Consider the following 10,118-nt stretch of genomic DNA (forward strand, 5'->3'; position numbering starts at 1 on the left):
CGCCCGAGTTGACGGGTGTCTATAACAGGTTCCAGTTTTTGGGTCGGTGGGTTGTAGTCGACGGGGTGAAAGGGACGACGACGCCAGCGAGTGCGTCTTGCAATCCCCTACCAGGTGCTGCCTTGCCGGCTCAGTCGGCTACGAGCAACTACTCGTCATTGGCACCGAGGGCATCACGCAGACCCACAGTCGGCAAGCCAATTCCAGCCGCCCGGTCGATCGCCGCCCCAGCCAGCAACCCGTTGTGCGCATCGGCGTACCGCCCAGAAACCCGGCCTCTACGAGTTCTGTCCAGGGAGTACCTCGCCGCTGCGGAGCGAATCTTGTCGGACTTCTTCATCGCCTTCACGAACGCAGTTGGAGACCTAAAAATGAGATACTCCGCGTTGGGTCCCGAGGACTTGTGCACGGGACCAGCCATCGACGCACCGCGATGCTTCAGTGCCCACCACGTCATGCGGGCCGGAAGTACGGTGCTGTCCGTCGCGACACCGAGTTCCAGCCTCCCGCCCGGTAACTCGTTGAGGTAAAAGACCTCGAGCATCCCCATATTGAGCGTCACCAGACGCTTGACTCCGCCTCCCATTCTCAGGCTCGGGAGACACGACAGGGACCAGAACTGGCCCTGCGTGCGCCTCGGGAAGAGCACGCACCCGTGCAGATACGTCGCAAGCGCTTCCAGAATCGACTCGAACTCAGGGTGCGAAGAAAGCTCTTCGAACCTGACCTTCGAGCGCACCTCCGCCGATTTTCCGCCGAGGACAGACTGATCGGCTTCGCCAGACCGAAGATCAGCGAGATTGGCTTCCGCAGGGCTGTTGAACCATGCCTTCTGTTCCTCCACCGAGACGAGCTCGTCTAAAACGGACGTCCCGTAGATCACCGCGCTGTGCTCTCGGTTGAAACAGGTGAACCCGTTTCGGCAGAGGTCGTAGATCAGTTCGCGCTCTGCCGCCCTCAAGGTTGCCGTGTTCGCAGATTCCGGCATGTATCGGAACGACTGTATATTCGCGTAATCATAGTCCTTGACGTGCTGCCGTAGCCTCGACACCACCGACGTGCTCGAGATTCCTACGTACACCTCGTTGGCCTCACCCTCCCACATGTACAGACCCGCCGGCTTACCGCTCCGCCTTTTCGCTAGAGCTCTAAGCGACTTGTCAGACATCTGGGTCGCCGGCCCGAAGCCCTGCTGATCTGCCCACGTGGCGACAGCGGGATCGGGCACCCAGTTTGGGATAAGCGAGTTATTAAGAGAGGCCATTGGTGAAGAGTAGCTTCTCAGTAAGACACTCGTTCGGGAGCAGCGTCTAAGTGGGTCTGGCCATGCTGAAGGATCCCGGCTTTGTAGCGGGGATGCGAGCGACGACGAGATCGGCCCGGCGGGGGCGGACAGCCGCAAGTCGCGGAGCTATCCGCTGGATCTTCTCGGTGCCCGTGCCGCACCCTCTACCCTCTGTACCACCATGCCTCCCACTCCTGACATCGTCTCGGCCGCGCTCAAGACAGCGACGTCGTTCGTTCTGAACGCGGTCGAAGTCGTGCGTTTCGGCGGCCTTCAGACAGACGAAGAGCAATCTCCGTTCGAGATCGTCGCACGGCGCCCGATGTTCCGGCTGCGCCGCTACTACCCGCCGGCGGCGGGGGACGCTGGCCAAAGTGGGGTCCACATCGATGAGGACGAGCCGCCGCGGCCGCCGATCGTGCTCGTTCCGCCGATGATGATCTCCGCGGAAGTCTGGGACGTGTCCCCCTCGACCAGCGCAGTGGCCGCACTGCACGGGGCAGGTATGGACCCGTGGGTGATCGACTTCGGCGCACCGGACCTCGAGACCGGCGGTCTCGAGCGCACCCTCACCGACCATGTGGTGGCCGTGAGCGACGCCGTCGACCTCGTCACCGCGGCCACCGGCCGTTCGGTGCATCTCGGTGGGTACAGCCAGGGCGGCATGTTCTGCTACCAGGCTGCGGCCTACCGACGCTCACGCGACCTGGAGAGCATCGCGACGTTCGGTTCGCCCGTCGACTGGCGCGGCAACGCCCCGCTCGGCATTCCCGAGCAGGTGGTCGTCACCATCGCTCGCCTCGTCGCCGACTACGTCTTCAACGAACGCCCACTGCCCGGGTGGTTGGCCTCGACGGCGTTCCGTCTGCTCGATCCGATCAAGACCGCCCGTTCCCAGGTGGATTTTCTGCGCCAACTCCATGACCGCGACGCGCTCCTCGGCCACGAGCGGCAGCGCCGCTTCATCGGGGGCGAGGGATTCGTGGCCTGGTCCGGGCCCGCGATCGTCGACATGTTGCAGCAGGTGATCGTCCAGAACCGGATGATGGTCGGGGGCTTCGTCGTCGGCGACCACGTCGTCTCACTTGCCGACATCACCTGTCCCGTCCTCGCCGTCTTCGGCGAGGTCGACGAGATCGGCGTCCCGGCCGGCGTCCGCAAAATCGCGTCCGTCGCTCCCTCGGCCGATGTCTACGATTTTTCGGTCCGCGCCGGGCACTTCGGCCTCGTCGTGGGCTCGACCGCCGCCTCGCTGACGTGGCCCACCGTCGTTCACTGGATCGACTGGATCGAAGACCGAGGGGCTCGACCGGACGGGATCACCGAGGTCGACCCCGACACCGTCATCGACTCCTCCCCCACCAAAGCGATCATGCTCGCGGCGGACGGGGCGTTCCAGGCCGCCGGACTCGGGGTCGGCGTGGTGCGCGGTGCGGGGCAGCTCGCCTTGGGCGCCCTGCGGACGACGCGAGCCGTCGGATACGAGGCGGTGCGCGCGGCACCGCGTCTCATCCGGCTGGGGCAGATCCAGCCCGCGACCCGGATCTCCTTCGCCAAGATCATCGCCGAACGCGCCCGGAACCAGCCGAACGACGCGTGCTTCCTGTTCTCCGACCGCGTCCACACGTACTCGGCCGTCGACACCCGGATCACGAACGTGGTCAAGGGCCTCATCACGGTCGGCGTGCGCCAGGGCGACCACGTCGGCGTGGTCATGGAGACGCGGCCCTCGGCGCTGGTCGCGATCGCCGCGCTGTCGCGTCTCGGTGCCGTGGCCGTCCTACTGCCCCCGTCCCAGTCCCTGCCCGAACTTCTCCAGCTCAGTTCCGTAACCGACGTGGTCGCTGACCCCGAGCACGCGTCCAAGGTCACCGATGCCGGAGCGCGGGCGCTCGTGCTCGGCGGTGGTGGCGGTGAGCGCGACCTGCCTGCGGACCTCGGCGAGGACGTCGTCGACCTCGAGCGCATCGACCCCGAGGCGGTGGAGTTGCCCCGCTGGTACCGGCCGAATCCCGGCCGAGGGGGTGACCTGGCCTTTGTGTTCTTCACCCGCTCCACGGGCACGTGGCAGACCAAGCTCGTCACCAACCACCGGTGGGCGGCGTCCGCGTTCGGCACCGCCAGCGCCGCGCGTCTCACCACCGAGTCCACCGTCTACTGCCTCAGCCCTCTCCACCACCCATCGGGGCTGCTCACCACCGTCGGCGGTGCCGTGGCGGGAGGAGCCCGGATCGCGCTCTCCCGCGGTTTCGATCCGGCGACCTTCGACGAGGAGATCCGCCGCTACGGGGTGACGGTGGTGTCCTACACCTGGGCGATGATGCGCGAGTTGGTGCGCAAGCCAGTGCGTCCGCGCGAGACGCTCCCGACACTCTCACTCTTCATGGGGTCAGGCATGCCCCGTGGGCTGTGGCGGCGGGTCCTGGAACGCTACCCGGGCACGCGGGTGCTTGAGTTCTATGCCGGCACCGAGTCCGATGTGGTCCTGGCCAACCTCACCACCTCCAAACCGGGCGCGCGCGGACGTCCACTGCCCGGCACCGCCGACGTGCGTCTCGTCGAGGTCGATCCCGACACCGGCGCGATCCTCGCCGGCCCCGACGGCTTCGCCATACCCAGTGAGGTCGACGCACCCGGCGTCCTTCTCACCCGGCCCAGGCTCGGATTGGACGCTTCCGTGCGCCAACTCCGTGGGGTGTTCCGCCCCGGCGACACGTGGGTGTCGACCAACGACATCTTCGAGCGTGACAGGGACGGCGACTTCTGGCTGCTCGGCTCAGCGAGCTCGGTCGTCCGCACCGAGCACGGCCCCGTCTACCCGATCCAAGTCGCCGACGCACTCGGGGATCTGCCCGAGGTAGACCTCGCCGTGCTGTACGAGACGGATGGCGCTATGGGCCCGGTCGCCGTCGCCGCGGTTAACCTTTGGGGTTCAGATCCCATTACCGCGGCCGACATCGGTGGCGCACTGGCCTCCGTCCCGCCCGCCGGACAACCGGACATCGTCCACGTCGTCAAAGACATCCGGGTGACCAACTGGTACCGGCCGGACCCCAGGACGCTCGCCGCCCGGGGGCTGCCGAAGGCCGGCCCGCGAACCTGGATCCGCGACCCCGACACGGGTGAGTACGTTCGGCTGACCAAGGCGGTGCGGGACGGGTTGGTTCCGAAGAGCCAGTAGGCCGGTCGAGATTCGGTGCATGGGGTAAACGCCGACCCGAAAGGACCGGCGTTCTGGATGAGCTGCCACAGCCCGTCGCTTTCAATCATTGAGCGCGATCAAGGGACTCGGCAACTTTCGATGCCCTGCCATCTCATCCGTGCGACGGATGTCGCGGCGGTTAAGAAACACGCGCAGGATGCAGCCGTGCGCCAAGTGAGTCACGATTGCTTCCGCGCCGCCCTTGGCGATCCGCTCGGCAGCCTCGGCCAAGTTGCCGACGGGCCACGCTGTATCGGCGGCGTCCGTCTCCTCTTAGACCTGCTTCTTGCCGCCGAGGCCGCGTCTATTCGGACAGAAGGCAACCACAACGGCGCCGAGCACTTCGGCCGCATGCATTCGCTCGTTCAGCGGTTCGCCAGTCCGATTGTCGTACCCACAAGCTAATGTCAAATTTGTAGGTCGCCCGTTAACTCTCCACTCGGTCGGCACTTACGCCCCAGTCCACTGCGCTTCGTACGAACGGATATCAGTCTTGTCCAAGAAGGTCATATTCCTACACGGCGTCGGCAACGGCGACCCACAGCGCAACTGGCTCTCGGGACTCAACCAAGGTCTTGCTGCCGCTGGCGTCGGCCCTGTGAGTGGGGCAGACGTAATTAGCCCAGATTACGCATGGCTCCTCAATGCCGTGGGCGTGAAACTCAAGCACCCACCTACCACCTACAGGGTGAAGGATGATCGCCCTGAGCGTCGCGCATTCGTTCGTCGCCAGTCACGCATCGAACGGCTTCTTGAACAGTCTGGTTTCGCCAAGGGATTCGGCCTTCGCCGCATGCCTGATGTCGTGGTCGCTCCCTTGCAGACAGCCACCGTTAAGAGCGGGGTCCTGAAGCAGGTCTACAACTACATGTCCGAGGAGGGGCTCCGGGCCGCGGTGCTTACCCAGGTCCTCAAGGAGTTGCCAGCTTCTGGCGAGATAATTCTGATCGGACACAGTCTTGGCAGCATCATCGCCATTGATCTCCTCGATCATCTTCCCGAGGAACTCCACGTCTCCCGCTTCATCACAATAGGCAGCCCTGGATCGGCTCAGATCCTTCACGAGAAGCACGAACGACTCCTCAAGCGATTCCCCTATGCGCGGGTCGACGACTGGACCAATTTCTTCGTACCGTTTGATCTGGTCACCGCCGGGCGCGGGCTCGCGTCCGTCTTTCCTGGCGCCCAGGATTTTCGAATACAGATTCCGCGTTCTACGACTAATCCCATCGCGCACAACGCTGAGCAGTACCTCGCTCACCCGGCGGTCGGAATGCTCGTTGCCGACGCCTTGGTTCCTCCGGTTGACGTGCCCGCCACGGGCACCGAGATCGCTGTTCGTATCGACGACACGGAGACCGACGCCCTCTTCACACTCGCCTATGGAAAGCGCGTGGCCTCAAAGATCGGCAAGAAGGACATCACCGCTCGCTACGAGGACACGCTCAAGGTGCTTAGTGACGAGTTTGTCGACGGGGTCCGTCAGCGCCTCCCGCAGGGCTCCAGCCTTCCTGTCGAGGTCGCTGCCATAGCCCAAGGCCAGCGCCCTGAATTCCCCCAGCGTCTCGAGTTCGACGATGCGGTACGCCGCGTAGTGGCGATGTCGTTCACCAACATCATCCAGCCGTACGAGATCGAGATCGGGAGCGCCCAGTCCGACGCTATCCCGGACTTCTTCGTCGACCTCGGATACACCTCCGACCATGGTCGTCGCGTCAAAGAGGCCATCGCGGAGGTGCGAGAGGTACTGACGGACAGCGGCGGGTTCCCCACCGGACGCCTTGCTCTCGCTGCTGCAGGCCTCGCACTCATCGCCGCCGGGCCGATCGGGATCGCCACCATGGGCACCGCGGCCGGGGCTGCAGCGATCACGAGCGGGTTGGCCGCCTTCGGTCCTGGCGGCATGGCGGGCGGACTGGCGCTTCTCAGCGGCCTTGCCTCCACCGGCGCCATGGTCACCACGGCAGCTGCAACGCTGAAGGTCGGTGACATTGCTGAGGCGAGCGATCCCGCGACTCTCGCAATTGCCGTCGCATCGTCCCACGCGTTGCAGATGGTCGGCGAGCCGCCGAACCCAAACCTTTGGGCGTCGCTCACCACGGCAGAGGGAATCGTCTCGGCTCGGATCAACAAACTCTCCGAATTCAGCGACCCCAAGTCGCCACTCATCTCTCAACTCCGCCAGACCCGGGAAATCATCAACCGTTTGATGAAGTTCGTGCACGACAATGACCTGGGCATGAAAAAGCTCACCCAGTACTAGCGGGCGATCGACGGGGCGATGTCCACGTCGCGGTCTTTCCGATGGTTACCCACGCATGACTCGGAGGTTCTTCATGCGCTTTATCCTCACTGCCATCCTCTTCCTTCTGGCAATACTCGCGGCGGGTCGATTTAGCCGCTATCTCGTCGCGGCACTGGCTTTCGGAGTGTCGGTAATGCTCTTCCTTGTCCTTTTCGTAGTAGGTGCCGTCATGATTGTCCTCGGCTGGAGTGACGAGTCATTCGACCTCATGATCGGAGGAGGCATCGTCATGCTCTTACCGCTGTTCGGAGCGGGGAACTTGTTGAGGCGAGCCCGCGGATAGTCCACCAGACGTTTCATGTCGGCCCACCGTTCGACACGGAGCTGTCATTGCCGGGGCAGGCGTTTGCCCGCCGCTTCTGGAACCCGCTACTACGCTTAACCGCACTTCACTCCGAGCGGCAGAGGACATCAATCCACCATGGTCAATGCTCAAGAACGAGGCCTGAACCAGATCCTCCAAGGGCCCTGGCAGTATCAGGTTCCGTTGTACCAGCGGCCCTACCAGTGGAAAGAGTCGAACCGGGCGCAGCTGTGGGAGGACGTCGTCCAACTCGCCGACGAACGGCAGATGGATCCGACTGCGTCGCACTTCCTCGGTTCGCTGGTGCTTTCCCCAGCACCTGGTGCGGCCGCGGGTGGGGTGCAGCGGTTCCTGGTAGTAGACGGGCAGCAGCGGCTCACGACTCTCACCCTTTTGCTGGCTGCCATCCGGGATCACCACGAGGCGACCGGTGAACTCCGCAAAGCCGAGGCGGTGAACGAGCTCTACCTCATCAACAAGTTCGAGTCAGACGCCCTCCGACTTAAGCTTTTTCCCACCCAGGCGGATCGCGAGGCATACGCGGCCGTGATCGAACGTCTCCCCGAGGCCGGTGGTGACGATCCCGTAGGGGAGGCCTACCGCTTCTTCCGCCGCAAGCTGATCGCGGCCGATGATCCGGAGGATCCACACGACATCGACCGGATCGAGGCGGCCTGCACCCAGGGCGTATCGCTAGTCGTCGTGACGACCGACGCGAACGATAACGTCCACCGAATCTTCGAGTCACTCAACAACACCGGCCTGCAGCTAAGCCAGGCCGACCTGTTGCGCAATTACCTCTTCATGCGCCTGCCTACTCGGGCGGAAGAGGTCTACAAGTACCAGTGGAAACCGCTTCAGGACGCCCTCACCACGGAGGAGCTTGAGGTCCTTTTCTGGTTTGACCTCGTGCGGCACCGCCCCACCGTTAAACAGGGGGACACCTACACACTGCAACAGCGACGGCTGGATGCGATCGAGGGCGAGGCCGCCATCGCGGCCGAGGTTGAGCGCCTCTCCGCCCTCGGAAAGTTGCTCCGCGTGGTCACCCACCCAGAGGAGGAAGTGGATGAGGCCGTCAGGATCCGGCTCCGCCGGCTCCACCAGTGGGATTCGTCGACCGTGCTTCCGGTCATGCTGTATTTCTTGGACAAGCGCGCCAAGGGCGAGGCCGATTCGGCCACCGTTGCCCGGGCGATGCTCGCTATCGAAAGCTATCTGGTCCGCCGACTCGTGATAGGCCGATCGTCGTCGAACGTGAACCGCACTCTGCTGGGGGTGGTCGCCGAATCCGAACCCGGGCGTCCACTCGACGAGTCCGTGCTCGAGTACTTGTCCACTGGTAGGAAGCACTTCGCCACCGACGCGGAAATCCGAGAGGCGGTCGCGCTCTCGCCCTTCTACATCAAGGGACGCGCCAACCACCGGGCGTTGGTCATGAAGTGGATTGAGGCTACGTATCAGAGCAAAGAGGCCGTCGATCTCTCCCAGACCACTATCGAACACATCATGCCGCAGACACTTTCGGAGGCCTGGAAGGCCGATCTCGAGGCGCTCATCGTCAGTGACGAGACCGTGACGGATGTCCACACCCGCTTACTCCACACGCTCGGCAACCTCACGCTGACCGGGTACAACACCCCCCTCGGGAATCGTCCCTTCAGTCAGAAGAAGACCGAATTCGCCCGCAGCGGTATCCGACTGAACCACTTCCCCGCCCACGCCGACGCGTGGGGTCCCACGCAGATCGCTGCTCGTGCAGAGGAGATTGCGGAGAAGGTCATCAGCGCATGGCCAGGTCCCGTCGCCCGCCCCCAGGACGACACGAGCTCGCTCTGGCGAGCGCTGGACCAGGTAGCAGCGTCGATCCCAGCGGGACATTGGACAACCTACGGCGACATTGCTTCGGCGGTTGGCACTCACCCTGTGCCGCTGGCTCAGCGGCTCGCAAGTCATCCTGTCCCGAACGCCTACCGCATACTCACCGCCGACGGTTCGATCTCCCCCGGGTTTGCCTGGATCGATCCCCGAGACGAGCGAGATGTCCACGACGTCTTGGCGAGCGAAGGTGTTGAGTTCGATGACAAGGGCCGGGCAGACACCTCCTTGCGGTTGTTCGTCGACGATCTAGTAGAGGGCACTGAGGATCGAGTGGACGGAGGTTGGCCTACCGATGTCGACACAGCTGTTCGTCGTGTCCGTTCGGAACTTCGTGGACTCGGTCGCCGCGCCCTGTTCCGGAACGGGGTGCTGACGCCGACGGAGCTCGCGACCTGGGTCGTCACCGGCCAACCGGAGCCTGCCGGCCGTGATCCGCGGTGGTCTCCCACTACCCGCACGACGCCTGCGTCGCCCTACGCCGAGCGCCTGAGAAAGTCAGCCTTCGCCCACGATGCGATCGCTCTACTACACGCCTATGTAAGTGCATTTCTGCCGCGTCCCGAGCTTATGGAGGCCACCCACTGGTCCGTCTCCGCACCGGCGCGAGCAAGCACTCTGTGGACTGTTTACGCTGGCGGGTACTTCGTTGCCGACGTAACGATATCCGACGACGGCCCTCTAATCAGGCTGTGGGTGGCGAGGAGCCCGATGCTCGCCGACGGTGCGAACAGCCTACTCGCCGAGCTAATCGGGGAATCGGTTCAGGTGACGGACAGTGGGTTCACTTCACTGAGTGACGATCAGACCACCTTGCACATCCATGATCTCCGAACCGCCAAGGAGCTCCTTGCTGACCCGGCTCTGGGGACTGCCATCAGACTCCACAATGCCCGGCTCGTCACCATGAAGAATGCTCGGGAGGCCGAGCACATCCCCGAGTTCCTTGACGGGGCGTGGTGAAGGGGGGCATTGGTGACGTCAACGACGCTCGAGGCCGCGGAGTGCCGGTTTACCGGCCCTTCCGGATCCGGAGTGCATAGCTGGGGTTCGCCGGTGATGCGGTGAGGCACAAGATGTAGGGGTCCTGGGGCGTGTGAAGATGCAAGTTCCTACACCAGCACTTCGCATCCCCAGGACCCGC

The 10,118-nt window shown here is 64.0% G+C and carries 5 protein-coding genes; 4 read left to right on the top strand and 1 reads right to left on the bottom strand.

The window, feature by feature from the left end; genetic code table 11:
• Positions 1-148 precede the first annotated feature (148 nt).
• Positions 149-1,264, bottom strand: a complete 1,116-nt coding sequence (locus tag J1M64_RS02995) for a hypothetical protein (RefSeq protein ID WP_206472607.1) — start codon at positions 1,262-1,264, stop codon at positions 149-151.
• 202 nt (positions 1,265-1,466) lie between these two features.
• Here J1M64_RS02995 and J1M64_RS03000 point away from each other — a divergent pair, with 202 nt between their 5' ends.
• The 4 genes from J1M64_RS03000 to J1M64_RS03015 all read left to right on the top strand — a co-directional run bounded on the left by J1M64_RS03000 (position 1,467) and on the right by J1M64_RS03015 (position 9,937).
• Positions 1,467-4,466, top strand: a complete 3,000-nt coding sequence (locus J1M64_RS03000; RefSeq protein ID WP_206472609.1) for an AMP-binding protein — start codon at positions 1,467-1,469, stop codon at positions 4,464-4,466.
• A gap of 57 nt (positions 4,467-4,523) precedes the next feature.
• The gene (locus J1M64_RS03005; RefSeq protein ID WP_206472611.1) at positions 4,524-4,892 is read left to right on the top strand and encodes a hypothetical protein; all 369 of its coding nucleotides are present in this window, start codon (positions 4,524-4,526) and stop codon (positions 4,890-4,892) included.
• Positions 4,893-4,980: 88 nt separating this feature from the next.
• On the top strand, positions 4,981-6,750 hold the full coding sequence (locus J1M64_RS03010) for an alpha/beta hydrolase (RefSeq protein WP_206472613.1): 1,770 nt from the start codon (positions 4,981-4,983) through the stop codon (positions 6,748-6,750).
• A gap of 463 nt (positions 6,751-7,213) precedes the next feature.
• Entirely contained in the window at positions 7,214-9,937 is a 2,724-nt protein-coding gene (locus J1M64_RS03015) for a DUF262 domain-containing protein (RefSeq protein WP_206472615.1), read from the top strand.
• The last annotated feature ends 181 nt before the right edge of the window (positions 9,938-10,118 follow it).

The organism is Dietzia sp. KRD202, from assembly GCF_017168155.1.
In the GTDB taxonomy this organism is placed as follows: Bacteria; Actinomycetota; Actinomycetes; order Mycobacteriales; family Mycobacteriaceae; genus Dietzia; species Dietzia kunjamensis.